Origin of the sequence: Paenibacillus sp. LX16 (genome assembly GCF_036252815.1) — a bacterium.
Taxonomy (GTDB): Bacteria; Bacillota; Bacilli; order Paenibacillales; family Paenibacillaceae; genus Paenibacillus; species Paenibacillus polymyxa_B.
In genome coordinates this window covers 394,138-418,810 of record NZ_CP141152.1, presented here as the reverse complement: position 1 = coordinate 418,810, position 24,673 = coordinate 394,138, and the positions used below count along the sequence as shown (strand labels likewise).

Sequence of the window (24,673 nt, the reverse complement as noted above, 5' to 3'; positions counted from 1 at the left end):
GCTCCAATGTTACTTCAAAACAGCTAGTTTCATATAGTGTCATGTGTTCAGTTCCATTTAATATAAATACATTATTGGTAATTAGCCGCGATACGACGTTGATTAGTTTTTCTTGTAATCTATGTTGTTCGTTACCCCATGTGCTAGATTGTTAGAAGACATGCAGCAAGGCGAAGTCTCTTGGACCCCGCCTAATGGTATTCATGTATTAGAGGCGACAAATTTCATGAGCACATTGGCCGTACGAAGGACAGCAACACATGCCACGTAATACCTTGAGATCGTGAATAACAATCTTTCCATCCCTTGTATCTAGGGTTCCCTGCTCTTTCAGCGCGCTCAGCATCCGGTTCACGCTCTCTCGCGTCGCTCCAATCATCTCACCTAATTCGGAGTGACTTAGCTTCATATTTAATAAAATGCCATCCTTCACAGCCACGCCACATGTATTGCTAGCACGGATCAATGTAGACGCTAACGCTCCAGTTTTACCATACAACAGTAAGTCCCGAAAACGGGATTGCATAATGCGTTGCTTCATCGCCATCCACTGGATGAACTGAAGTGCCATTTCCCCATTTTTGGACAAGAGCGACTCCAGATCCTTAACAAGCACGACGCCTAACTCACACACATCGGCTGTTTCTGCAGTGCAACTATACTCTTCTCCATCTATCCCGCTAAATTCCCCAATTAAGTCGCCTTGATGCTGAATGGTCAGTATCAGTTCTTTACCATCTTCTGTCGATTTACGAAGTTTAACATGACCTGAATGTATATAATAAAGCTGCTCTGCATCATCGCCCTCTCGGAAAAGCATAACGCCTGCTTTTACCTTCTTCCAGGACATAATATCTTTTAGCAGATCAAAATGTTCTTCTGTCAAATAAATCTGAATTCCCGTGCGTTCCGCTTCGTCCCCAAACCGTTCCATACAAGTGGCTTGCATGTTAGCGTCCTCCTCGTGTTTACCTGATATCTATATCATAATGTTTTAATGCCTGGGTTGTTATCGGGAGAACACCTGATTTTATACCTTCCTACTCCCTGATTTACTGTGATAAATATCACTTCTAAAGTGAGCTAACGCCCCATTTATCGGCCTTTTCCCTACTCCTTACCCAACCAAATGAAAAGTCAGTGTTTCCCGAGCCTATAGATCAGGGGGTTCCCTGATCTACTTTTGTAACTGTCGGAACTACAATGAATTAGAGATATAGTTTGGTTATGAAAAAGGATGTGTCTTCTATGCTACAAATAACGGATGAAATGCGAAAAGAACTGAACCAGTTGAGAGATACTATTTATGGTGATCTCACTGCCCTTGCATTTATGTCCAAGTCGGGTGGTAAGTTGCATTGGTATTACGCCTCTGGCAGCCGAAGCAATCGCTATCGCCTTATTTCTTTTAAGATTGGCCATGGTATTGCCGGGATGGCTGTTCGCTTGGGACGTACCGTGACTGTAAGTGCTCTGCTATCAGGTAGTATACGTCTGCGTCAGGAGTGTGCACTAATGCTGGCCGAGCAGCTTCACTCTGCTGTTGCTATTCCCTTTTCCAGTACAGGGGATCTGCCTAACGGTGTGCTGCTTATTGGTAATCGTGATGTGAGGACTTTCACAGAGTCTGATGTAGCCGAGGCCACTCAAGTCGCTCAACGCCTTAGCCAACTATGTGCTTACCCTCTCACTCCATAGATCAACAATGTTACTGTAGATAATAAAACTCATAAAATACTTGATATGGCTGTCCCTAACTATCTTTGTTGATTGAAATCCCTAAAATTTGCTATGATTATGACAAAACGCACGGTTTGTTTACCGTTCGAGGGGATGACAAATTGATTCGTATACTAGTAGTGGATGATCATGTTGTCGTACGTTCTGGCCTCATGGCCCTATTGGACGGCAAAAATGGTATTAAGGTCGTAGGAGATGCAGCAGACGGGGATGAGGCGATCCGCAAGGCAGTAGAGCTACAACCTAATGTTGTACTCATGGATTTTAGCATGCCACCTGGCAAAGATGGTCTCACGGCAACCACTGAATTAAAAAAACAGTTGCCCGATACAGAAGTCCTTATTTTAACGATGCATGACGATGAAGAATATCTGTTCCGAGCCATTCAGGCTGGAGCATCCGGATATATTTTAAAAAGCGCACCTCATGAGGAGTTACTCGCTGCCATCCAGTCTGTGGCCGAAGGTAGTGCCTATTTGTACCCAAATGCAACCAAACGACTGATGAGTGAATATCTGGACAAAATCAAACAGGAAGGCATAGCCGGACCCTATGAATCCTTGTCTGAGCGGGAAAAAGAGATTCTATCGTGGGTAGCCAAAGGATATGCCAACAAGGAAATTGCCGAGCACCTGGTGATTAGCGTCAAAACCGTAGAATCCCATAAAAGTAATCTTATGGAGAAGCTTAACTTGAAAACACGACCTGAGCTAGTCAAATTCGCACTAAAAAAGGGGCTGCTCCATTATGAATGAACCTTCTAACCCTTTACTGCAGCATGCCTTTGGTGAATCAACCGATAAACTGCTGAATGATCTGGAAATTTATATACCAGAATCCCCTTTTCTTCATGCGCTGCGTAACTCACTCCACCAACTATCCAATCTGAAATTTGCTCTAGATACGTCTTCCATCGTTGCTTTGACCGATCATCGAGGTACTATTCAGTACGTAAACGACAAGTTCTGTGAGATTTCGCAATACAGTCGTGAAGAGCTGATCGGTCAGGATCATCGTCTTATTAATTCAGGCTATCATACCTCTGCCTTCATGAAAAACCTGTGGACTACGATCCGTTCAGGTGAGGTATGGCAAGGAGAAATACGTAATCGTGCTAAAGATAACAGCTACTACTGGGTGAATACTACGATCGTTCCGTTTATGGACGAGGAAGGTAAACCCTATCAGTACTTAGCGATCCGCAATGAAGTCACTAAACTGAAGAAAGTAGAAGCAGAACTCCAATCTATGATGACGCAAGTCATGCAAATACAGGAAGAAGAACGCAAACGTTTTTCAAGAGAGCTGCATGACGGGATAGGACAAAGCCTGTTTTCACTTATTATTCAATTAGATAGCCAACTTGCCGAACAACCTAGTGCAGCTCTGGAGAGTCTTCGTTCGCAGGTGACCGACATCATCAAAGATGTTCGTGGTCTAGCGTGGGAACTCCGTCCCTCAGTTCTGGATGATTTGGGTGTCGTCCCAGCCTTAAGAACCTATATCGAAAACTTCTGTTCTCATTACGGGATTGAGGTGCATTTTCAATGCACTCTACGTAAACGCCTTGATATTCGTAAGGAAATAGCAATTTATCGGATTGTACAGGAGGCATTGACGAATGTAGCCAAATACGCAGATGTAGCGGAGGCATATGTCGACGTTGAGGATCAAAATGAAATGATACAAGTGACCATTCGGGATGAGGGCATTGGATTCTCTGGAAATTCCCAAGGAGAGGGAGTTGGATTGTTCAGTATGGAAGAACGAGCTAGAGGGGTAGGGGGATTTATGAGCATGAGCTCTGCTCCAGATGAGGGAACCTCCATCCAGCTGACCATTCCCGTGTAAAAACTGTCCACTAGATCGGTTATCGGTGTATACCAGTTGTATGATCAGAACGATATACACCGATACCGAAGATTATGGATAATCAACACATTGTGGATTACATGAGGATAAATACAAAAAAAAGAGAGAGCTCTGTCCCCAGACAGGCTCTCTTTATTTATAAGGTGTCACCACTGAGGCAACAAGAATCCGCTATAGCAAAAAGCGGGTGATGGGAATCGAACCCACGCTACCAGCTTGGAAGGCTGGAGTTCTACCATTGAACTACACCCGCAAAACAGTATCGGGATGACACGATTTGAACATGCGACCCCCTGGTCCCAAACCAGGTGCTCTACCAAGCTGAGCTACATCCCGACATTATACATTTTTTTAAGAAATGGCGCGCCCTGAGAGATTCGAACTCCCGGCCTTTTGATTCGTAGTCAAACGCTCTATCCAGCTGAGCTAAGGGCGCATATTAAATTCCATAATGAGTAGTCAAGGCGCCACCCAGATTTGAACTGGGGATGAAGCTTTTGCAGAGCTTTGCCTTACCACTTGGCTATGGCGCCGTATGGATAATGGAGCGGACGACGGGAATCGAACCCGCGACCCTCGCCTTGGCAAGGCGATGCTCTACCGCTGAGCCACGTCCGCAAAATATGGTGCGGTCGAGAGGACTCGAACCTCCACGGGGGGTTAGCCCACACGGACCTGAACCGTGCGCGTCTGCCAATTCCGCCACGACCGCAAAATAATTATAAATGGTGAGCCATGAAGGACTCGAACCTTCGACACCCTGATTAAAAGTCAGGTGCTCTACCAACTGAGCTAATGGCTCTTAATGGCTGGGGATATAGGATTTGAACCTATGCATGACGGAGTCAAAGTCCGTTGCCTTACCGCTTGGCTAATCCCCAATAGATTAAGAATAAAGGGCGGCCGATGGGGCTTGAACCCACGAATGCCGGAGTCACAGTCCGGTGCGTTAACCACTTCGCCACGACCGCCATATGATTATGAAAAGACTGGTGGAGGATGATGGATTCGAACCACCGAACCCGTAAGGGAGCAGATTTACAGTCTGATGCGTTTGGCCACTTCGCTAATCCTCCAAAATGGTGCCGGCGAGAGGACTTGAACCCCCAACCTACTGATTACAAGTCAGTTGCTCTACCAGTTGAGCTACACCGGCACATTACTCATTTCCCACTTGAAAGGTGGCTCGGGACGGAATCGAACCGCCGACACGAGGATTTTCAGTCCTCTGCTCTACCGACTGAGCTACCGAGCCATATTTTATTTTATTACTACATCATATAACCGCACTATATATGCCAATTATATATGGAGTTAAAATGGCGGAACTGACGGGATTCGAACCCGCGATCTCCTGCGTGACAGGCAGGCATGTTAGGCCTCTACACCACAGTTCCAGAGGCATTTCCAATAGGAAATTAATTGCGGGGGCAGGATTTGAACCTACGACCTTCGGGTTATGAGCCCGACGAGCTACCGAACTGCTCCACCCCGCGACATTAAAAAGCATTTCTCAAATTTTCTTATGGTGGAGGCTGAGGGGATCGAACCCCCGACCCTCTGCTTGTAAGGCAGATGCTCTCCCAGCTGAGCTAAGCCTCCATATTATGACCCGTAGGGGATTCGAACCCCTGTTACCTCCGTGAAAGGGAGGTGTCTTAACCCCTTGACCAACGGGCCTTGCAAAATAAGTCCTGGTCTCAATAAATTGATGGCGGAGAGAGAGGGATTCGAACCCTCGCACCACTTTCGCAGTCTAACCCCTTAGCAGAGGGTCCCCTTATAGCCACTTGGGTATCTCTCCGAGTAGCGGCAGAGGGGATCGAACCCCCGACCTCACGGGTATGAACCGTACGCTCTAGCCAGCTGAGCTACGCCGCCACCTTAATATATAAAAGTCAGAAATATTCAAAATATGGCTCCCCGAACAGGACTCGAACCTGTGACAACTCGATTAACAGTCGAGTGCTCTACCAACTGAGCTATCAGGGAATATTGGTGGAGCCAAGCGGGATCGAACCGCTGACCTCCTGCGTGCAAGGCAGGCGCTCTCCCAGCTGAGCTATGGCCCCAATCTTTTTGTTATTCTAGAAGTGGTGGGCCTTAGTGGACTCGAACCACCGACCTCACCCTTATCAGGGGTGCGCTCTAACCAGCTGAGCTAAAGGCCCTAACATGTAAATCTTTATCATCCTCTAAAGGATATCGCTTGGCGACGTCCTACTCTCCCAGGACCCTGCGGTCCAAGTACCATCGGCGCTGGAGGGCTTAACGGTCGTGTTCGGGATGGGTACGTGTGGAACCCCTCCGCTATCGCCACCAAACATGAATTTGCTATGCAAATTCTTCCGTACGGTTATTCGGTTCATCACTTATCGTGTGAATGAATAGCCATGCGCTTGTTGTATGTCACTTGTACATACCTTCAAGGTTACACCCTGAAAACTGGATCCGAAACTCATTTACGTTTTATTTTAGGATAAGCCCTCGACCGATTAGTATTGGTCAGCTCCATGCATTACTGCACTTCCACCCCCAACCTATCTACCTCGTCGTCTTCAAGGGGTCTTACATACTGGGAAATCTCATCTTGAGGGGGGCTTCACGCTTAGATGCTTTCAGCGCTTATCCCTTCCGTACATAGCTACCCAGCGGTGCTCCTGGCGGAACAACTGGTACACCAGCGGTACGTCCATCCCGGTCCTCTCGTACTAAGGACAGCTCCTCTCAAATTTCCTACGCCCACGACAGATAGGGACCGAACTGTCTCACGACGTTCTGAACCCAGCTCGCGTACCGCTTTAATGGGCGAACAGCCCAACCCTTGGGACCTACTTCAGCCCCAGGATGCGATGAGCCGACATCGAGGTGCCAAACCTCCCCGTCGATGTGGACTCTTGGGGGAGATAAGCCTGTTATCCCCAGGGTAGCTTTTATCCGTTGAGCGATGGCCCTTCCATGCGGTACCACCGGATCACTAAGCCCGACTTTCGTCCCTGCTCGACTTGTAGGTCTCGCAGTCAAGCTCCCTTCTGCCTTTGCACTCTTCGAATGATTTCCAACCATTCTGAGGGAACCTTGGGGCGCCTCCGTTACTCTTTAGGAGGCGACCGCCCCAGTCAAACTGCCCACCTGACACTGTCCTCGCACCGGATTACGGTACCAAGTTAGAACCTAGATACGATCAGGGTGGTATCCCAAGGATGCCTCCTCTCAAGCTGGCGCTCAAGATTCTACGGCTCCCACCTATCCTGTACAGATCGTACCCAAATTCAATATCAAGCTGCAGTAAAGCTCCATGGGGTCTTTCCGTCTTGTCGCGGGTAACCTGCATCTTCACAGGTATTAAAATTTCACCGGATCTCTCGTTGAGACAGCGCCCAAGTCGTTACGCCATTCGTGCGGGTCAGAATTTACCTGACAAGGAATTTCGCTACCTTAGGACCGTTATAGTTACGGCCGCCGTTTACTGGGGCTTCGGTTCATAGCTTCGCCCCGAAGGGCTTACCACTCCCCTTAACCTTCCAGCACCGGGCAGGCGTCAGCCCGTATACTTCGCCTTGCGGCTTCGCACAGACCTGTGTTTTTGCTAAACAGTCGCTTGGGCCTTTTCACTGCGGCCCCCTCGGGCTATTCACCCTACCGAGGCACCCCTTCTCCCGAAGTTACGGGGTCATTTTGCCGAGTTCCTTAACGAGAGTTCTTCCGCGCGCCTTAGAATTCTCTTCTCGCCTACCTGTGTCGGTTTGCGGTACGGGCACCTTCTCCTGGCTAGAGGCTTTTCTTGGCAGTCTGAGATCATGACCTTCGCTACTATAATTTTCGCTCCCCATCACAGCCCAGCCTTAACGATGTGCGGATTTGCCTACACATCAGCCTCACTGCTTAGACGGACATCCATCAGTCCGCGTCACTACCCTACTGCGTCACCCCATTGCTCATAACGGATTACGGTGGTACAGGAATTTCGACCTGTTGTCCTTCGACTACGCCTATCGGCCTCGCCTTAGGTCCCGACTTACCCTGAGCGGACGAACCTTCCTCAGGAACCCTTAGGCTTTCGGCGGATCTGATTCTCACAGATCTTTTCGTTACTCATACCGGCATTCTCACTTGAATGCAGTCCAGCGCTCCTTACGGTACACCTTCAACCCGCATTCAACGCTCCCCTACCCCTGATGCAAGCATCAAGCCATAGCTTCGGTGGTGTGTTTAGCCCCGTTACATTTTCGGCGCAGAGTCACTCGACCAGTGAGCTATTACGCACTCTTTCAATGGTGGCTGCTTCTAAGCCAACATCCTGGTTGTCTGTGCAACTCCACATCCTTTCCCACTTAACACACACTTGGGGACCTTAGCTGATGGTCTGGGCTGTTTCCCTTTCGACAATGGATCTTAGCACTCACTGTCTGACTCCCGGAACTAAATCTATGGCATTCGGAGTTTGACTGAGCTTGGTAACCCTTGCGGGCCCCGCACCCAATCAGTGCTCTACCTCCACGATTCTTTTTTCCGAGGCTAGCCCTAAAGCTATTTCGGGGAGAACCAGCTATCTCCGGGTTCGATTGGAATTTCTCCGCTACCCCCACCTCATCCCCGCATTTTTCAACATGCGTGGGTTCGGGCCTCCAGTGCGTGTTACCGCACCTTCACCCTGGACAGGGGTAGATCACCCGGTTTCGGGTCTACGTCCACGTACTCATTCGCCCTATTCAGACTCGCTTTCGCTGCGGCTTCAGCTCTTCACCTTAACCTTGCACGGGAACGTAACTCGCCGGTTCATTCTACAAAAGGCACGCCATCACCCATAGATCGGGCTCTGACTTCTTGTAAGCACACGGTTTCAGGATCTATTTCACTCCCCTTCCGGGGTGCTTTTCACCTTTCCCTCACGGTACTGCTTCACTATCGGTCGCCAGGGAGTATTTAGCCTTGGCAGATGGTCCTGCCGGATTCATACGGGGTTTCACGTGCCCCGCACTACTCGGGATCCGTCTCGGAGAGAACAAGTTTTGAACTACAGGGCTTTTACCTTCTCTGGCGGGCCTTTCCAGACCTCTTCATCTAACCGGTTCCTTTGTAACTCCATGTGAGACGTCCCACAACCCCAAGGAGCAAGCTCCTTGGTTTGGGCTAATCCGCGTTCGCTCGCCGCTACTGACGGAATCACTATTGTTTTCTCTTCCTCAGGGTACTTAGATGTTTCAGTTCCCCTGGTCTGCCTCTATTCTGCCTATGTATTCAGCAGAAAGTGACTGTCGATGAAGACAGCCGGGTTTCCCCATTCGGACATCCCCGGATCAAAGCTTGCTTACAGCTCCCCGAGGCTTTATCGTTGTTCGCCACGTCCTTCGTCGGCTCCTGGCGCCTAGGCATCCTCCGTGTGCTCTTTGTAGCTTAACCTAATATTTACATCGTAAATACGATTTGCTTTGAATTTCGGTCCAACACTTACATGTGAATGAAATTCAAGGCTGCTACCTTTATTTCACTTGTTTACACAAGATCAGCTTAAAGGAATATTCTAAAACGCAATTTCGTTTCGGTATCCAGTTTTCAAGGTGCAAAGCTGTAAATAACCAGCTTTTTTTTGAGAGTTTGAACTCTCAAAACTGAGCAACGAGTGAGTAGTTTTTGAAGCTTACGCTTCATATTTGAATGTTTCCGTTGCAGGAAACGATTCTCCATAGAAAGGAGGTGATCCAGCCGCACCTTCCGATACGGCTACCTTGTTACGACTTCACCCCAATCATCTACCCCACCTTCGGCGGCTGGCTCCCTTGCGGGTTACCCCACCGACTTCGGGTGTTGTAAACTCTCGTGGTGTGACGGGCGGTGTGTACAAGACCCGGGAACGTATTCACCGCGGCATGCTGATCCGCGATTACTAGCAATTCCGACTTCATGTAGGCGAGTTGCAGCCTACAATCCGAACTGAGACCGGCTTTTCTAGGATTGGCTCCACCTCGCGATTTCGCTTCCCGTTGTACCGGCCATTGTAGTACGTGTGTAGCCCAGGTCATAAGGGGCATGATGATTTGACGTCATCCCCACCTTCCTCCGGTTTGTCACCGGCAGTCTGCTTAGAGTGCCCAGCTTGACCTGCTGGCAACTAAGCATAAGGGTTGCGCTCGTTGCGGGACTTAACCCAACATCTCACGACACGAGCTGACGACAACCATGCACCACCTGTCTCCTCTGTCCCGAAGGAAAGGTCTATCTCTAGACCGGTCAGAGGGATGTCAAGACCTGGTAAGGTTCTTCGCGTTGCTTCGAATTAAACCACATACTCCACTGCTTGTGCGGGTCCCCGTCAATTCCTTTGAGTTTCAGTCTTGCGACCGTACTCCCCAGGCGGAATGCTTAATGTGTTAACTTCGGCACCAAGGGTATCGAAACCCCTAACACCTAGCATTCATCGTTTACGGCGTGGACTACCAGGGTATCTAATCCTGTTTGCTCCCCACGCTTTCGCGCCTCAGCGTCAGTTACAGCCCAGAGAGTCGCCTTCGCCACTGGTGTTCCTCCACATCTCTACGCATTTCACCGCTACACGTGGAATTCCACTCTCCTCTTCTGCACTCAAGCTCCCCAGTTTCCAGTGCGACCCGAAGTTGAGCCTCGGGATTAAACACCAGACTTAAAGAGCCGCCTGCGCGCGCTTTACGCCCAATAATTCCGGACAACGCTTGCCCCCTACGTATTACCGCGGCTGCTGGCACGTAGTTAGCCGGGGCTTTCTTCTCAGGTACCGTCACTCTTGTAGCAGTTACTCTACAAGACGTTCTTCCCTGGCAACAGAGCTTTACGATCCGAAAACCTTCATCACTCACGCGGCGTTGCTCCGTCAGGCTTTCGCCCATTGCGGAAGATTCCCTACTGCTGCCTCCCGTAGGAGTCTGGGCCGTGTCTCAGTCCCAGTGTGGCCGATCACCCTCTCAGGTCGGCTACGCATCGTCGCCTTGGTAGGCCTTTACCCCACCAACTAGCTAATGCGCCGCAGGCCCATCCACAAGTGACAGATTGCTCCGTCTTTCCTCCTTCTCCCATGCAGTAAAAGGATGTATCGGGTATTAGCTACCGTTTCCGGTAGTTATCCCTGTCTTGTGGGCAGGTTGCCTACGTGTTACTCACCCGTCCGCCGCTAGATTGTTTAGAAGCAAGCTTCTAAACAATCCCGCTCGACTTGCATGTATTAGGCACGCCGCCAGCGTTCGTCCTGAGCCAGGATCAAACTCTCCATTAAAGACCAACCGAAGCTGGTTTATAGAAAGAGCGATAAGCTCATTTTGAAACTGACGAGATAAAAATATCTCTTGTTTGATTTTGCGAACAAAATCGTTTTACTCACTCGTTGTTCAGTTTTCAAAGATCAAACATTTCTCTTTCGCTGCGTTTTTCAGCAGCTATAAGATCATATCATGTTCGTTTCAAAAATGCAAGGGTTATTTTTTTCTTTTTTTGAAGATCATTTCACCCAAGCTTTTCGCTTTTGAAACTGCTGTTTTGTTGTCAGCTCAAATAATATATCATAAAGCCAAGCAACTTAGCAAGCACTTTTTTTTGTTTTTTTGTTTTAGAATAAATCCGTTCATCTTCCAGCTCATTTAAATCAGTCAAGGGGCTAGTTGCCCCTTCATTAGCTGATGACTCCCTCTGGCTCGAATACCTCTGCAGGCCAGTGCAGTTCCACACCTTGCCGAAGAAGAACATTTTGAAAACATCCAAGATGCTCTGCTGATCGGCTCACTTCAATGGGATATACTTCGTTGGAGACACAGTAAGCCGCTAGGCTTCCCGCTGATTCTCCTATATTCCATTCTGTAGGATGCAATCGATAGCAGCCATTGGCTATTTGGGTCATCCCTATATTTTTGCAGGCAGGAAGTAAATTGCGCACTCTCACCGGAATAAGTGATCCCAATGGAATTTCATAGGGATAGTTAGGGATGTAGAATGTTCTCTGAGATACCGTAGTTGGATGAAGATCCAAATGATAGCTACCTACACCTACACTGTCTATATATCGCTTGGGTCCCTCTTCTACCCGAAGCTCACGACTTACATCAAACTCAGATATCATATACTTGGCCTGAATTCGGCGTGACTCGCGAATATAAGCCGTTTTAGCCAGACCGTCAGATGTGCCGAGAATATCACCCCGTGGTCGAATTCCCGGATAGCCGAACCCTCCATCTAACCGGGGCGCTTCGGTTTGAAGCCAATATATTAATGAACGAGTCAACTCACGTGCTCCTTCTCGATGTTTTGCCTGCTCCTGAGCAGTGACACCGATCAATGGCCCTAGGTAATAATCATTTTGCGCCCAGTTTAAAAGAGTTACCTCACCATCATTTAGCGGTTTGCTCCATATCGAGGGATCTACAATACGACGATAATCCCATAAGGATACAATGCCCTGATCGTTAGGAAACAATGTGAACTGTTTTAGTTTACTGGTATCATCCGCGTCAGTAGCAAACCAGCTCAAAATCGGAAAACGGGAAAAGGACGGAATATAATTTCTCCAGAAATCATATTGTTGCGGCCGCTCTATAATGAAGCTTTCCTGGGGAATATAGTCTACGGCAGCCACATGTGTGATAGATTGCATATCAAAAGGGTTAGCACACTCTAGTGCGTGAGGTTCACCCGTAGCAGCCCGTGACTCCGCTCCACTCGTATGCTCCACGCCCGCCATCGGAAGGAGATCACCACACTCTGTCGCATCCAGATAAAACGTTCCGTGCAGCACTCTAAATCCACACTTATGATCAGCGCTATTCGAGGTACGGACAGTTACAGAAGTAATACAGTCCCCATCCGTCTGAACGGCAATAGGCACGGTGTGATAGTATACATGAACGCGCCCCGTATTTAAATAGGGAGCGAGCATATCTTCAAGCACCCGCAGAGCTACCCGTGGTTCATGGGCCAGACGGCTTACCCAACCGTTCCCAGGGTTGAGAATGGGATTATTTCGAGCTTCTTCGGTTAACGGATAGTTCTGACGGTAATAGTCACGTACACGATTACGGAACTCACGGTATGTTGCTGTGCAACCAAATTGTTCGATCCATCGATGCTCATCTGGGGGAACTGCCTGTGAAGTTAACTGCCCCCCTAACCAGTCCGTCTCCTCTGTCACGATGACTCTCATGCCAGCCTTCGCCGCCGCAAGAGCTGCCGATGTCCCCCCCAGACCTCCGCCAATCACAACAATGTCGGTATCTAGCCGTTTTTGCGTCATGGTTCGTTCCCCTTTCATTCTTGTACTAGGACTCGGTCATTTCGAAGGCAAGCCGTGCAGCGCCGATGATTCCAGCGCGATTGCCCAACAATGCTCGACTTACTTCCGTTTGAACTCCAAATTGGTGCAGATGCTTTTCCAGCATGGGCCACCAGACCTCTCCCGTGTCCGCTACTCCTCCGCCTACAATGATCCCCTCAGGATCAAGAGTCACTGAGATGTTAGCCAGAAGCACAGCTAAATCTGCGGTGTAATCATCCAGCACCTGGATTGCTTCCTGGTTACCGTGAGCGGCCTCTTTCACAATCTCGTTTCCCGAGCAGTACAATTTACCGACGTGTTCCCTACCTCGACGTAGCAGGGCGCTCCCCGATACATATTGCTCGGTGCACCCTTTTTTTCCGCAATTACAGGGGTGTCCTCCGGGGAATAGAATACTGTGCCCCCAATCACCGCCGCTCCAATGAGCCCCTCTGCACAAGAGGCCATTTTCCATATATGCACCTCCGACACCTGTTCCCAACGTGAGCATCACCAAGCGCCGCTTGCCCTTCCCCGCTCCCTGCCACGCTTCTCCAAGTAAAGCGGCGTTCGCATCATTATCAGCAACCGCTCGTAAAGCCAGCTTTTCTTTAGCCCACGTTACTAAGGATGTACCTTGCCAGCCAGGTAGATTATCTGTGGCATACACAACGACACCACTCTCCACATTTACTCTGCCAGCAGTAGCAATGCCTAGAGCGCCTATATCTATATGGGCACCGATGCTGGTATCCCCAAAAGAACGCAACAGTCCGAGCACAGATTCTGACACCTGCGACAACACCCATTCACGTCCACGGGAAGCGTCCGTATCCAACCGGATTTCATCGAGCACCGATCCATCCCGTCCCACTATGGCGGCCTTCACCGATGTGCCCCCAATATCGATCCCAATGACTCTGTTCACAGCAGCTGCCACCACACCAACCTCCTTGTTGCCCCACATAAAAGCTTACTAGCTCTTTGTACAAACCTTCTATTAATAGCAATACATGAAATAGCCATTCATAAGCAGCACAAACATAAGTCATTGAACTGTCAGAGCGCACAGTTTTCAATTCACAACTAAAAAACCTCAATAGCTTCGTTCAATAACGGCCCTCGCTGTTTTTTCCTTCATCTGTTTGGTGTGATTCGTGTGCTTGCGAGCAAGCCCTTCGCAAATGAGGTCAATCACGAATAGTTGTGAGATTTTAGCGCCGATTGAACCACCTTCTATCGGCGCTTCCTTGCCTGCGGTCAGCAACACGATATCTGCAATGGAGGTAATGGGTGATTTCGCATAATTCGTAATTGCGATAACAGTTGCACCGTTTTGCTTGGCTTTGTGCAGCATATCGTTCGTATCCAACGTACTTCCTGATACACTGATGCCGATAGCGACATCGCCCGGGCTCATAGACACCGCCATCATCGACTGAATATGTCCGTCTGCCACAGCCTCGGCGCGGCGCCCGATCCGTAAGAAACGATTTTTAGCATCCTGCGCGGAAATCCCCGAAGCACCTACGCCGAAAAATTGGACATAACCCGCTTGATCGAGACACGCAATCGCACGACCAAGCTCTGAATGGTCCAGCAGCCCCATACTGGAGTGCAAAATATCGAGCATATTGTGATACACCGTACGCGTAATATCTTGTTCGTCATCTGGGTCGATGTTCTCCTCGCCCATATCGGTTTTACGATAAGTCTGGCTTTGCGCCAGGGACAGTCGAAAATCCTGATAACCTTTGAAACCAATCTTCCGGCAAAAGCGCATGACGGTCGTTTCACCTGTACCTGCAAAATCCGCCAGCTCTGTCACGGAGAAATATATGATGTCTGCGGGATGCTCCAGTACGCACAGGGCGACTTTCTGCTCCGATTTCGTTAATGAAGGATAATACGTGTTAATTCGGTCGTTCATCTCCATAGATGCATTTCACTGCCTTCCTTGCGGCATCGGCAAACCGCTGCGTAATCAATTGGGGTCTGGTAATCGCCGAGCCTACGACCACTGCATGTGCTCCCATTCGGAATGCTTCCTCAACCTGCGCTGGATCATAGATTTTGCCCTCTGCAATTAAAGGAACGGGAACCAGTTCCGACGCTCTCCGAACCAACTCCAAATCAGGGCCCTCAATCTGAGTCGAGTACGGCGTATACCCGGATAATGTGGTGGATACGCAGTCTGCGCCAAGGGAGGCCGCATGAAGCGCCTCCTCCAGTGTCGATATGTCTGCCATGGAAGTGACTCTCTGCTCATGGGCATAATCTATGAGCCTCTTCAGCTTGCATCCCGCTGGGCGCGGTCGTAATGTGGCATCCAGCGCAATGATATCCGCGCCTGCCTCCACCAGTTCCTCCATCTCACGAAGGGTAGGCGTAATGTAAATATCAGAATCATCATAATCCCGCTTAATCAAGCCAATGACCGGTAGAGAAATCGCCTGTTTAATCGCACGTACATCCGATGCGCCATTGGCGCGAATCGCTACAGCACCACCCTGCTGTGCGGCAAGCGCCATTTTGACCATAGAATCTGCTCCATGCAACGGTTCGCCTGGTAGCGCCTGACAGGATACGATCAGTCCGTGCTGAACTTTGGATAACACACCTTCCATTCCCATAGGAATCACCCTCTCTTCTCGGCATGATGCCGTACGGTTAATCCGACTTCAAAGGTGCGGTTCCACGGCATGTAGCAATCTGTAATTTCCACGCGGCCTTCCGGCCCGTTCACATATTCATTGAGCGCCTGCTCCAGCCGTCCGCGAATAACCGCAGCTACCGAGCCTCTCGGTCCATCGAGCATAAACTTGGTAAAACCCATCTGCTCCACAATCCCGTTATTCATAGCCGTACGTACCACAGCGCAATAACAGGCATCCTCGGCGTAGCGCAGCGACAGAAAATCCAAATGTTCCCCCGTAGAGCCATAGTGGGTATACAGCATAGACTGGGCAATGACGGTGCCCAGCGTGTTAGAACTGGTATTCCAGCCTGCATAACCCGCCAGCTTAAAGAGCAGTCCTTTTTGCTTCAATAGTCTAAGTAGCTTGAGATCTGCGCCGTTGGCGTAGCCCACATCAGCAACTGCAACATTTTGACCTGCATATTGCAGCATATAAGAACCGTACTCAACCAGCTCCACTACATTCCGATGTACATCATATCCGGTCATTGCACGCTGCTGGGATGAAGCTTCTGCCATCGTGTCACCGGGTGTGTTAGCCAACAAAATCAAATCAGCCTCCGTTGCTGAGGAAGCGATCAGCCCACCTGCCGCCATAATCTGATATTTTAGGGTTTCGTAAAAATAGCGATCTTCAAAAAGCGGAACTACAAATGCCCCCTGCAAAGCAGACAATCGAGGATACACCAGTGGGACTACATTATTCATCTTGTTAACCCATCGAGCCAGCAACGTACAACCCACTTCATCTGCCCCCGGGTACATGTATACATTAAAATCCAGCCCAAGCTCAGAAATACGACTTCTTAGCCGCTGCTGATCCTTGGCGGTGTAGCCGTAGGGAGCCGAATCATCCTGTGGGATGATCATAAAATCAATGATACCTTCTGCTACGAGATCCAGTGCAACTTCATTGGCCTCCAAATTCACATGGCGACGCCCCAAGTAATCATCCAGTATTTCCATTGGCAAACGCTCGTTAATATCAACTAATTCAAGCAACTCTTCTGCGGTAGCGATCCCCAGCTCCTGACGATGCTCAATGAAGCCCTTTCGGAATATCTCACGACCCCAATCGGCATAGTAATCCGGTTCTTCATCAGCCAAAGAGTATTGCGGACAACGCATAATCAGTTGAAATGCATACAGAGTCAGTTGCGGATATTGTTGCTTTAGCCTGCGAAGCCGATTCACTCTATCTCTGACCTGCTCGCTCGACATACCGTGTAGTCGAGAAGGTACGATTCCTCCGTACAGCATCGTATCCATCGCAACAATGGCTCCATCAGCTGCTGCTGCGCGTTCTTCGACCCATGCCCATAGTCTGGTCGTATCGCCAGGGGTTTTCTTTTGTCCCATCCATTCTAATGGGGGCCGCTCCATTTCCAAGTCTGTGCCTTGTGCCAGTAAATAAGGAAATTGATAATTACAGGGCCGCTCATCCAGCGGTATAAAAAGTAATCGGGTGTTTGACTTCACCGTACATTCCACCTCTCCTGAAAATTACCGTTATCCTAACGGCAAATGATTATTTTCAGGGCAGCTATGCTGCCTTGGTTTCTTAATCCATCGCAGACACTTACAAGATCAGCCGATATTTGCCTTGTTCATCCTGATCCACATAACCCCACTGCGCGGCAGCTCGGATCGCCGGATTGCTACCCAGCCGAGCCTCCGCTTCTAAGCAAGCAGTGATACCGCGTCGCAGTTCTCCTGCGATTTCGTCCGTCAGAGGCAACGCCTCTGGGCCTTCAACTGCTTCGCTCGACGTGCTGCTCTCCCCCGACTGTGCATCGTCCTGTCGCTCGCTGCTGAGCGCGGCTTGACGCAACACCTGCCACAGGCCCGCATCCAGCTCGGCACGTTCCAGCCACGGTGCAGCCTGGGACACGAACCCTGCGGCTAGATCATCGGCAGGCACATTCCGTAGGACGCTCACCGCCTGAAGCAGCCGCTCGAAGTATATATCCAGCGCAGGGATATCGCGCATTTTCAAAGCAAGGTCCACGTCCTCATACGTGTTGCCGCCTAGTCGGCTGTTCCTGTTTTGACGACAGAAAAACATCAGTTCATCCGCACGCTCTCCCGCCAACTCCCGCGCAGCCCATTCCCATGATAGCTCAGGCATATACCGTTCACTGTTCCACATAAAGTGGGACATCGTAATGAGCGTCACTTTGGAGCATTCCCACTGATTCATCGGGTTGGCCACCATACCGGTATGTCCGCAGTCTGGCAACCCAGAATATCGTCCGCGCAGCGGATCGAGGAATAACCGATCATGGTCACAATCATTCACCGGGATGTTATCCCACAACCACAGCTCATGGCCAAAGAATGCATGGTTATTGGTGGCGTGCTCGCGACTAATCTGTGGAGCAAAAACAAAGTACCCCGTCCAGAACACCTTAATCTCCGGATGCAGCCGCTCACGGAAATCCTTTTTGTATTCGGTATCCCAATACGACCAATATTCCGAAGGACATACCGTCAGCGTAAACTCAGGCAGCCGTTCAGCCAACCATGTATGAACCTTGTTCGTCAAAAAGACATGAGCGTGACCCGAGCGGCCCAGCAAATGTCGATTTTCCCCCTTGAGTACATAGTCAATGTCATCCATTAATACAGAAAAATGACGTACGCCAATCGCAATCACGGCCGCCAGCTTTTCCGTCAATTTGAGGAAATCTTCATCGCTGCCAAAGCTCAGGTCGTTCCCTGGACTGATACAGTAATGAAAATCAACCTCATGCCGTTCGCAGGCTTCCTTTAATTCGCAAATCTGGGCAAACGTATCCTCAGGGTACGGCTCTCTCCATAGCTCACGATGATATGGATCATCCTTGGGGGCATACATGAACGTGTTCATCCGATGCGCGGCCATAAACCGAACGGCATCCAGCCGATCCGCGAAACTCCACGGTTTCCCGTAAAAGCCCTCAATAATTCCTCTGACCGGGAATGAAGGCTCATCCCGAATAGACATCACCGGCAAAGTACATCGCTCCTGTTCCACTTGAAGCAGGAGATGCAGGGCATCCATGCCGTATTTGAGCCCTCTTTTATTGGAAGCATGGATTTCAATCCGCCCGTCCTTCTGAATGTCCAACCGATACCCATCTGCAGCAAGCGTTCCGTCATATTCGAGCACCAACTGCACGCTTCCCCGTGTTTCAGTCGGTACACCCGGTCCTGGAGGTACAATGAGCTTGATCGGTCCCTCGGGGTTCAGCACACCTTCGTATTCCTGATTCATTGCAAAGCGAGAGGACAGTTCACAGATCAGGCGCGGTTCGGAGATAACCAGCCTTTCCCCGCTGTCATACACATCACGAAAATAATACTGAATCTCCTGCGGTGTTAGCCCCGCACCCGAATGAGGCCCCATTCCTTTGAACAATTCCATCGCAATCGTCTCCTTCCCTTCACAGGCTCTTCGTAGCCGTGACTACTGGCTTATCCTTTTACCGCTCCCGACAGACCTTCCATATAGTAGCGCTGTGTAAACAGGAACAATATAATAATCGGCAGTACCGAAATCATTGTGCCTGCAGCAATCCAGCCGAAGTTATAGGCAAATTGACCGTTGAGATACGTGAGCGCAGCTGCCAGCGGATATAGCTCCGTATCGTTCAAAATAACGATAGGCCACAGAAAGCTGTTCCAGAACGACATCGCCTCCAACAGAGAAATTACAGCGAGCGCTGGCTTGACCAGTGGAAGCACCAGCTGCCACCAAATTCGGAACTCCGAAGCGCCGTCCATTTTACCTGAATCACGCACATCGGTGGGAATATGAATAAACGTCTGTCGCATTAGAAAAATGTTGAACACGGAGACTGCGCCGGGCAACACCACACCCAAATATGTATTGCCCAGATGAAGCCCTTGAATGGTCAGATAATGCACAATAAATGCGGTATAGGAAGGAATAATCATCGTGGCAATCAGCAGCGTAAACACTAGATTTTTACCCTTAAAACGAAACACAGCCAAGGGATATCCTGTCAGACTGGCGAGCATCACATTGAGCACAACGCCCAACACCGTAATAATGACCGTATTCAGCATATATTTTGGAAAATTCATGAACTGCCACACCTGAACATAGTTGTCGAAATCAATAAAGGTCGGAAAAATAGCGGGTGGCGTTGAAAAAATGTTGCGACCTGGCATGAGGGATACGCTGAGCAGCCATAGGAACGGCCCCATTAAAAAGAGGGCGAGTAGCACTAGAAGCACGTAGATGACCGTCATTCTCAGCATTCGAGCAAGACTGCGCATGATGCGGCTGCTTTCCTTTTTAGGAAGAGATGAGCGTAGCATTTTGTCATCCTTTAAATTCATCAATAGGGATTGACACCGCCTTTCCTATTGAATCGGAATACGATAATACTAAGTACGGCAATCATTGCACCGACAATTAAGCCAAGCGCGGAAGCATATCCAAAATTAAACTGCTCCATGCCCTTTTGAAAAATATACAAGCTGGATGTCAACGTGGCCGTTCCCGGTCCACCCTTGGTTAGTACATATACTTCATCAAATACGCGAATAGCTGACATGAGCGATATAAGGGTACAGAACAGAACGTAGGGTCTCAGCAGTGGAAGAGTAATATGGACAATCAGACGCCATCGGCTTGCTCCGTCGACTCTAGCGGCTTCGTACAGATCTTGGGGAATATTTTGTAATCCAGCCAGATAGAGCATCATATAATACCCGAGTCCCTTCCACATTGTGATGAACATTAGTACATACAAGGCCAAGTTGCTGTCCGATAACCAGTGTATGTCTTTGCTAATCAAGCCGACCTGCATGAGCAAGTAGTTCACTACGCTGTTATTGCCCAACAGCCAGCTCCAAATTAAGGCTACCGCTACCATCGAAGTCACAACAGGGATGTAGTAGGTCGTACGAAATATTTTAATTCCCGGGATACGGCTATTCACAAGCACAGCCATCAAGATGGAGAAAATTTGAAGAAAGGGGACAATGAGCACGTACAACAATGAGTTCCAAATCGAAATAAGAAAGTTACGGTCCTTAAACGCCGCTTCAAAATTATCCAAGCCAACAAAATGGGTATCTGATATGACAGAGTAGTCCGTCAATGCCAGCGGAATGCTATAAATAATAGGCCAAAATACAAAGACGGCAAGCAATAACAGTCCCGGCGTCATAAAGGCCCAGGCCGTAAAGGACTCCGACCTCAACCATTTGATCATGCTGCATCACCACCTGATTTTGATAAATGAACAGGGGAGTATCACTTACTCCCCTGTCAAACCTATTGCTTTAAAATATCGTTCACTTCCTGCTCCAGGGCAGTAAGCGTCTGCTTCGTATCTGTTCCGTTCAAAAGAATATTTTGCAAAGCTCGTGCGATGGCACTGTTCACATCTTTGGCATTAGGCACACCGACCATATAATCTGTCGCCTTATCCAAGCTTTGCGCGGATACTACCTTGGCTTGTGCTTCTAATGATTTGTCAGACTGAGTAAAATATGGATCTTTAATGGAGTCTTTCGTGGAAGGTAGTGTATTTGCTGCTTTAGAAAAAGCTGTTTGACTTTCTGCGTTTGTCAAGAAAACAGCAAATTTCACTGCTTCGTCCACATGTGCAGACTTAGCAGGTACGACCAGGTCCATGGAATTGGAGAGCCGCACATCGGCTTTGCCGGTTGGGACAGGGACAGCAATTGTGTTCTTATAAACATCCGGCGCTGCTGTTTTGATAAAATTGATGAACGTTGGGCCTGCCAGCTCGAAAGCAACCTGCTCGCCGGCATAATATTTCACTTGTTGTGAGAATTCAGCGTCTTCCTTGAGTACAACGCCATCTTCCATCTGTTTTTTTAGATTATCAATCATGGTGACTGCTTCTGGTGTGTTGAACGCCGCTGCTGTCTTTTCTTTATTTAGAATGGGAATGCCGTCAACAGCGAAAAGCTTGGATACAAGCTGCTGAGCATAGCCTGCTTTGCCGATTTTTCTATTGATCTGACGGCCCCACTCAGACAATTCCTCCCGGGTTTTGGGTGGATGAGCAGGGTCCAATCCGGCAGCTTTGACCAGCTTTGTATTCATGTAAAGCACTTCTGTACCGGTATACCAGGGTAGCGCATAAGCTTTACCGTTAATAACTGTAGAATTATAAATACCCTCGAAATATGCAGCCTTTTCTTCGGGCGACAAATGCTCATTCATATCAACAACAGCACCCTTGGAGCCCATTTGGCTAGCAAATTCTGTATTGAGATTCACTACATCCGGACTGCTGTTGCTAGCGATACTCGTCAACAGTTTGTTGGTTACTGCGTCGTAAGGGTAATCCTTCCAGTCAATTTTGACATTGGGGTTCTTCTGCTCATAATCGGCAATCACCCGATTGAAATACGGGGTAAATGTAGGTTGTAGTGCAATGGTCCAAAATTGCAGTGTTACTTTCCCTCCGTCAACCTTTTCCGACTTTGATCCTCCACCACCGCAGCTGCTCAGCAGTACAACCAGCGCTAGCATAGATACAAGCAACCGTAACCTGCCTTTCGCTTTCTTTGTCACATGTTGACCCCCTTGTTCTTAGTTGATTAAGGTAAATTATAGCAGAAATACCGTTATAGAAGGAACATTTTTTCAATAAAATAAATTTAGAAGGAATAATTTTTCTTTTATTGGATACAAAAAAGACGTCTCTTCAGCAGAGACGCCATTTCCCTAAATCAACCCGCAAAGGGTTCACATTTATTAATAGTATGGGGCCATGAAAACGTACACCAGTACCCCGGTCAAGCTCACATATAGCCAAATCGGCATCGTCCAGCGCGCAATCTTACGATGTTTTGCTACCTGCATCGTCCATCCCCATACAACCGTGAACAGGGCCAGCGGTACAATAATCGCAGCCAGTATGCTATGCGAAATCAACAACGTAAAGTAAATCGGCCGAAGGATACCTACCCCACCATATTTTGCAGTTTCCGGCGAAATGTAGTGAAAGGTCAGGTAGGAAAATAAAAATAAAACAGTACTGGCGAAGGCCAGCAAAACAAAGGTTTTATGAAGCTTAATGTTCTTTTTGAAAATAGCAACCAATGCAGCCACCAGAAAAATAAATGTGAAGCTGTTAAAAATCGCATTCAGCCTTGGGAAAATAGTGAGATCAAAACTAACACTCCCCTGGTATCCGATCGGCGAAAAGAACAGCAGCAAAATAATCACGTTGGCTATAATGGAAACGGTGATAATCAAGGCTGTAAAATTACGATTGCTCGTTGGAACGTACTGCTTGTCCTCACTCGCTTTATTCATCATGAGCGTCTCCTTCGTTTAAATTCAGGTTTTCGTTATTTCTGCGGTCATAACCATAATATATTATATAGAACTCATAGACAGCCTGTGAAGTGACAACAGTATGAACAATTTCACAGCCATCCGGCAGGAAATGTGCTTCAACATTTGAGGATAGCTCTTTACTTCCCTATATCAACGGTAGAATGCATTGATTTTACAAGCTTTATGCACACAAAAAAACACCGGGAAGGTCTGATTACCCGCTCCGGTGTTGTGTCGGTTATGCAATTAAGCAGCCTTGACGATTCATATTCATTGCTGCCATACGTCACTGTATTCCTTATGGCGCTTGAACAGAGCAAGCGCGTACGAGCAAGCAGGGATAACCTTTTTATGCTGATTCCTTGCCATATCAACCACTCTGTCGATGAGCTCCTTGCCGATTTTTTGACCCCGTAACTGCTCGGATACAAATGTATGGTCAATGACCAATGAGTGGTCATCTATGGATTTATAGCCTACTTCTGCAACTACCTGTCCATCATCCATCATGACTACTGCATGGTCCTCCTCGCGAATTTGTCTCATGTAACCAATCTCCTTTCTGACTGAAGAACATCCCGTTACAACTCCATGCTAACGAATTACTGCAATCACTTCATGCCGACGCAAGATATCCTTATCATTCCCCTATTGAGGAATCAGCGAAACATCACATACATAAAATAAGATCTATCGTCGACACTATATTTATTCCAATTAAGGCAAGGGAGGTGCTGCGTTGCGTACGGAATTAAAACCTGTTATCCCGTTTGAACCGGAACTGAGCGAAAAAGTACCTGTAGATGCAACCGGCCTTTGGCGTTACGAAATAAAATGGGATGGTACGAGAATTATGACGTATCACGACCAGGGCGGTACGCGTCTGTTCAACCGAAAGCAGCATGAACGAACGCTTTTATACCCGGAGCTTGCTCTCTTCCCCTCCTACTGTAAGGCTGATTCGGTCATATTGGACGGGGAAATGATCGCACTCGGTGCCGACGGTAAGCCATCGTTCCATGAAATTATGCGACGGGATCTGATTCGTCGGACGGATCGAATTCAGTCAGCCTATGAAGCTGTACCCGCTACTTACATGTTGTTTGATATTGTTTATCTGAACGGGGAGTGGGTTCATCTTAAACCGTTACAGGAAAGGCTTGAACTGCTGCATCAGATCATCATACCGAATGAACGGATTCAACTGGCTCCCGCTCATCCTGATGGACAAGCTCTATTTCAGGTTATGTGCAGCCAAGGAATGGAAGGCATTGTGTGTAAAAAGCTGGATAGCCCGTACTCATTGGGCGGAAAGGACGGACGATGGGTCAAGGTCAAAAATTATGGCGATATCATTGCCGTCATCGGTGGCTATACCCTAAACGGAGGCATTATCAATGCTGTGTTGCTGGGCCAATATGATAAACAAGGAATGCTGCGCTATATCGGGCATGTGGGTACGGGTAAGCTGACTCGGGAAGATTGGCGTCAGCTTACCGAGCGCCTGCTGCCACATACCATATCGGAGCGACCTTTTAGCAATAAACCGGATCGGCATCAAGACGCATTTTGGGTGCAACCCATGTATACGGCCAAGGTTCAATATAGTGAGTGGCGGTGGCAAGAAGGACGCACCCTGCGTCAGCCCTCCATACAAGCCTTTGTGAATCAGAGCCTCGATCAGTGTATCGGTCCCTGGATATGACGTTTTACAGATATATTTTAAAAAAATGCGGAACAAAGTTTGTATAAATCA

At 48.5% G+C, this 24,673-nt stretch carries 16 protein-coding genes, 21 tRNA genes and 3 rRNA genes; 4 read left to right on the top strand and 36 right to left on the bottom strand.

What is annotated here, in order from left to right; genetic code table 11:
* Positions 1-208 precede the first annotated feature (208 nt).
* Positions 209-949 carry a Crp/Fnr family transcriptional regulator gene (locus T3H97_RS01890; RefSeq protein WP_025718906.1) on the bottom strand — a complete coding sequence of 247 codons (741 nt, stop codon included), beginning with the start codon at positions 947-949 and terminating at the stop codon, positions 209-211.
* 299 nt (positions 950-1,248) lie between these two features.
* Between T3H97_RS01890 and T3H97_RS01885 the strand changes: the two genes are divergently transcribed.
* The 3 genes from T3H97_RS01885 (at position 1,249) to T3H97_RS01875 (ending at position 3,591) form a co-directional block, all read left to right on the top strand.
* Complete coding sequence (locus T3H97_RS01885; protein ID WP_250242330.1) at positions 1,249-1,698, top strand: GAF domain-containing protein; 450 nt, start codon at positions 1,249-1,251, stop codon at positions 1,696-1,698.
* A gap of 143 nt (positions 1,699-1,841) precedes the next feature.
* A complete protein-coding gene (locus tag T3H97_RS01880) occupies positions 1,842-2,495 on the top strand; it encodes a response regulator (RefSeq protein WP_016818376.1) in 654 nt (217 codons plus the stop codon).
* A complete protein-coding gene (locus tag T3H97_RS01875; protein WP_328801521.1) occupies positions 2,488-3,591 on the top strand; it encodes a PAS domain-containing sensor histidine kinase in 1,104 nt (367 codons plus the stop codon). The genes T3H97_RS01880 and T3H97_RS01875 overlap by 8 nt, the downstream gene beginning before the upstream one ends.
* A gap of 203 nt (positions 3,592-3,794) precedes the next feature.
* Here the strand turns inward: T3H97_RS01875 and T3H97_RS01870 are convergent.
* The 35 genes from T3H97_RS01870 to T3H97_RS01700 all read right to left on the bottom strand — a co-directional run bounded on the left by T3H97_RS01870 (position 3,795) and on the right by T3H97_RS01700 (position 23,463).
* Positions 3,795-3,865: transfer RNA gene (locus T3H97_RS01870), tRNA-Gly, on the bottom strand.
* Between the two features lie 9 nt (positions 3,866-3,874).
* Positions 3,875-3,948, bottom strand: a tRNA-Pro gene (locus T3H97_RS01865).
* Positions 3,949-3,971: 23 nt separating this feature from the next.
* Positions 3,972-4,048: transfer RNA gene (locus tag T3H97_RS01860), tRNA-Arg, on the bottom strand.
* A gap of 26 nt (positions 4,049-4,074) precedes the next feature.
* A tRNA-Cys gene (locus T3H97_RS01855) sits at positions 4,075-4,145 on the bottom strand.
* Positions 4,146-4,155: 10 nt separating this feature from the next.
* A tRNA-Gly gene (locus tag T3H97_RS01850) sits at positions 4,156-4,230 on the bottom strand.
* Positions 4,231-4,236: 6 nt separating this feature from the next.
* Positions 4,237-4,324, bottom strand: a tRNA-Leu gene (locus T3H97_RS01845).
* A 14-nt stretch (positions 4,325-4,338) separates the two neighbouring features.
* Positions 4,339-4,414 (bottom strand) — tRNA-Lys (locus T3H97_RS01840).
* 4 nt (positions 4,415-4,418) lie between these two features.
* Positions 4,419-4,493: transfer RNA gene (locus T3H97_RS01835), tRNA-Gln, on the bottom strand.
* Between the two features lie 17 nt (positions 4,494-4,510).
* A tRNA-His gene (locus T3H97_RS01830) sits at positions 4,511-4,583 on the bottom strand.
* 19 nt (positions 4,584-4,602) lie between these two features.
* Positions 4,603-4,688: transfer RNA gene (locus T3H97_RS01825), tRNA-Tyr, on the bottom strand.
* Positions 4,689-4,692: 4 nt separating this feature from the next.
* Positions 4,693-4,768: transfer RNA gene (locus tag T3H97_RS01820), tRNA-Thr, on the bottom strand.
* Positions 4,769-4,794: 26 nt separating this feature from the next.
* Positions 4,795-4,867, bottom strand: a tRNA-Phe gene (locus tag T3H97_RS01815).
* Positions 4,868-4,932: 65 nt separating this feature from the next.
* Positions 4,933-5,009, bottom strand: a tRNA-Asp gene (locus T3H97_RS01810).
* Positions 5,010-5,034: 25 nt separating this feature from the next.
* Positions 5,035-5,108: transfer RNA gene (locus T3H97_RS01805), tRNA-Met, on the bottom strand.
* 30 nt (positions 5,109-5,138) lie between these two features.
* Positions 5,139-5,214, bottom strand: a tRNA-Val gene (locus tag T3H97_RS01800).
* Between the two features lie 6 nt (positions 5,215-5,220).
* A tRNA-Glu gene (locus T3H97_RS01795) sits at positions 5,221-5,292 on the bottom strand.
* Positions 5,293-5,324: 32 nt separating this feature from the next.
* Positions 5,325-5,416, bottom strand: a tRNA-Ser gene (locus T3H97_RS01790).
* 3 nt (positions 5,417-5,419) lie between these two features.
* Positions 5,420-5,493: transfer RNA gene (locus T3H97_RS01785), tRNA-Met, on the bottom strand.
* Positions 5,494-5,528: 35 nt separating this feature from the next.
* Positions 5,529-5,604: transfer RNA gene (locus T3H97_RS01780), tRNA-Asn, on the bottom strand.
* 4 nt (positions 5,605-5,608) lie between these two features.
* A tRNA-Ala gene (locus T3H97_RS01775) sits at positions 5,609-5,684 on the bottom strand.
* A gap of 22 nt (positions 5,685-5,706) precedes the next feature.
* Positions 5,707-5,783 (bottom strand) — tRNA-Ile (locus tag T3H97_RS01770).
* A gap of 36 nt (positions 5,784-5,819) precedes the next feature.
* Positions 5,820-5,936 (bottom strand): 5S ribosomal RNA (gene rrf / locus T3H97_RS01765).
* Between the two features lie 151 nt (positions 5,937-6,087).
* Positions 6,088-9,015: ribosomal RNA gene (locus T3H97_RS01760) — 23S ribosomal RNA — on the bottom strand.
* A 287-nt stretch (positions 9,016-9,302) separates the two neighbouring features.
* Positions 9,303-10,858: ribosomal RNA gene (locus tag T3H97_RS01755) — 16S ribosomal RNA — on the bottom strand.
* The 16S, 23S and 5S rRNA genes sit together here with 21 tRNA genes alongside, the layout of an rRNA operon.
* Positions 10,859-11,251: 393 nt before the next feature.
* The gene (locus tag T3H97_RS01750; RefSeq protein ID WP_328801520.1) at positions 11,252-12,862 is read right to left on the bottom strand and encodes an FAD-dependent oxidoreductase; all 1,611 of its coding nucleotides are present in this window, start codon (positions 12,860-12,862) and stop codon (positions 11,252-11,254) included.
* Between the two features lie 25 nt (positions 12,863-12,887).
* Positions 12,888-13,850, bottom strand: coding sequence for an ROK family protein (locus T3H97_RS01745; RefSeq protein WP_328801519.1), 963 nt, complete (start codon positions 13,848-13,850; stop codon positions 12,888-12,890).
* Positions 13,851-13,979: 129 nt separating this feature from the next.
* Positions 13,980-14,819, bottom strand: coding sequence for a MurR/RpiR family transcriptional regulator (locus T3H97_RS01740; protein ID WP_134904128.1), 840 nt, complete (start codon positions 14,817-14,819; stop codon positions 13,980-13,982).
* A complete protein-coding gene (locus T3H97_RS01735) occupies positions 14,797-15,516 on the bottom strand; it encodes an N-acetylmannosamine-6-phosphate 2-epimerase (RefSeq protein ID WP_134904129.1) in 720 nt (239 codons plus the stop codon). Before T3H97_RS01735 ends, T3H97_RS01740 begins: the two co-directional genes overlap by 23 nt.
* A 5-nt stretch (positions 15,517-15,521) precedes the next feature.
* A complete protein-coding gene (locus T3H97_RS01730; protein WP_328801518.1) occupies positions 15,522-17,060 on the bottom strand; it encodes a DUF4127 family protein in 1,539 nt (512 codons plus the stop codon).
* A 100-nt stretch (positions 17,061-17,160) separates the two neighbouring features.
* Positions 17,161-18,987, bottom strand: coding sequence for a protein O-GlcNAcase (locus T3H97_RS01725; protein WP_328801517.1), 1,827 nt, complete (start codon positions 18,985-18,987; stop codon positions 17,161-17,163).
* A gap of 50 nt (positions 18,988-19,037) precedes the next feature.
* Positions 19,038-19,928 (bottom strand): carbohydrate ABC transporter permease, encoded by an 891-nt coding sequence (locus T3H97_RS01720; RefSeq protein WP_190298465.1) that lies wholly within the window; start codon positions 19,926-19,928, stop codon positions 19,038-19,040.
* Positions 19,928-20,809, bottom strand: a complete 882-nt coding sequence (locus T3H97_RS01715; protein WP_071639225.1) for a carbohydrate ABC transporter permease — start codon at positions 20,807-20,809, stop codon at positions 19,928-19,930. The genes T3H97_RS01720 and T3H97_RS01715 overlap by 1 nt, the downstream gene beginning before the upstream one ends.
* 62 nt (positions 20,810-20,871) lie before the next feature.
* A complete protein-coding gene (locus T3H97_RS01710; RefSeq protein ID WP_250242244.1) occupies positions 20,872-22,146 on the bottom strand; it encodes an ABC transporter substrate-binding protein in 1,275 nt (424 codons plus the stop codon).
* Between the two features lie 183 nt (positions 22,147-22,329).
* Positions 22,330-22,896 carry a DUF420 domain-containing protein gene (locus tag T3H97_RS01705; RefSeq protein ID WP_013308403.1) on the bottom strand — a complete coding sequence of 189 codons (567 nt, stop codon included), beginning with the start codon at positions 22,894-22,896 and terminating at the stop codon, positions 22,330-22,332.
* Positions 22,897-23,187: 291 nt separating this feature from the next.
* Positions 23,188-23,463, bottom strand: coding sequence for a GNAT family N-acetyltransferase (locus tag T3H97_RS01700; protein ID WP_328801516.1), 276 nt, complete (start codon positions 23,461-23,463; stop codon positions 23,188-23,190).
* Between the two features lie 193 nt (positions 23,464-23,656).
* Here T3H97_RS01700 and T3H97_RS01695 point away from each other — a divergent pair, with 193 nt between their 5' ends.
* A complete protein-coding gene (locus tag T3H97_RS01695) occupies positions 23,657-24,622 on the top strand; it encodes an ATP-dependent DNA ligase (RefSeq protein WP_328801515.1) in 966 nt (321 codons plus the stop codon).
* Positions 24,623-24,673 lie beyond the last annotated feature (51 nt).

Coding starts and splice junctions, on each gene's coding strand:
- T3H97_RS01890 (WP_025718906.1), bottom strand. CDS start 949: ATGCAAGCCACTTGTATGGAACGGTTTGGGGACGAAGCGGAACGCACG.
- T3H97_RS01885 (WP_250242330.1), top strand. CDS start 1,249: ATGCTACAAATAACGGATGAAATGCGAAAAGAACTGAACCAGTTGAGA.
- T3H97_RS01875 (WP_328801521.1), top strand. CDS start 2,488: ATGAATGAACCTTCTAACCCTTTACTGCAGCATGCCTTTGGTGAATCA.
- T3H97_RS01750 (WP_328801520.1), bottom strand. CDS start 12,862: ATGACGCAAAAACGGCTAGATACCGACATTGTTGTGATTGGCGGAGGT.
- T3H97_RS01745 (WP_328801519.1), bottom strand. CDS start 13,850: ATGTGGGGCAACAAGGAGGTTGGTGTGGTGGCAGCTGCTGTGAACAGA.
- T3H97_RS01740 (WP_134904128.1), bottom strand. CDS start 14,819: ATGGAGATGAACGACCGAATTAACACGTATTATCCTTCATTAACGAAA.
- T3H97_RS01735 (WP_134904129.1), bottom strand. CDS start 15,516: ATGGGAATGGAAGGTGTGTTATCCAAAGTTCAGCACGGACTGATCGTA.
- T3H97_RS01725 (WP_328801517.1), bottom strand. CDS start 18,987: ATGGAATTGTTCAAAGGAATGGGGCCTCATTCGGGTGCGGGGCTAACA.
- T3H97_RS01720 (WP_190298465.1), bottom strand. CDS start 19,928: ATGAATTTAAAGGATGACAAAATGCTACGCTCATCTCTTCCTAAAAAG.
- T3H97_RS01715 (WP_071639225.1), bottom strand. CDS start 20,809: ATGATCAAATGGTTGAGGTCGGAGTCCTTTACGGCCTGGGCCTTTATG.
- T3H97_RS01705 (WP_013308403.1), bottom strand. CDS start 22,896: ATGATGAATAAAGCGAGTGAGGACAAGCAGTACGTTCCAACGAGCAAT.
- T3H97_RS01700 (WP_328801516.1), bottom strand. CDS start 23,463: ATGAGACAAATTCGCGAGGAGGACCATGCAGTAGTCATGATGGATGAT.